The sequence below is a fragment of the Bacillus cereus group sp. BfR-BA-01350 genome (assembly GCF_022663775.1).
Taxonomy (GTDB): domain Bacteria; phylum Bacillota; class Bacilli; order Bacillales; family Bacillaceae_G; genus Bacillus_A; species Bacillus_A paranthracis.
Map to the genome: position 1 here is coordinate 1 of NZ_JAKUGD010000056.1, position 225 is coordinate 225.

The following is a 225-nucleotide window of genomic DNA, read 5'->3' on the forward strand; positions in this document are numbered from 1 at the left end:
GGAGGTATACCCAAGTTCGGCTGAAGGGATCGGTCTTGAAAACCGACAGGCGGCGAGAGTCGCGCGGGGGTTCGAATCCCTCTACCTCCTCCATTTTTTATAAAGTAAATATTTTATCATCGCGGGGTGGAGCAGCACGGTAGCTCGTCGGGCTCATAACCCGAAGGTCGCAGGTTCAAATCCTGTCCCCGCAACCAAATGGTCCCGTGGTGTAGTGGTTAACAT

Annotated in this window: 2 tRNA genes; both read left to right on the top strand. The window is 53.3% G+C overall.

The features are described 5' to 3' along the window. Positions 1–93 (top strand) — tRNA-Ser (locus MR147_RS26935). A 27-nt stretch (positions 94–120) separates the two neighbouring features. Beyond that, a tRNA-Met gene (locus MR147_RS26940) sits at positions 121–197 on the top strand. The last annotated feature ends 28 nt before the right edge of the window (positions 198–225 follow it).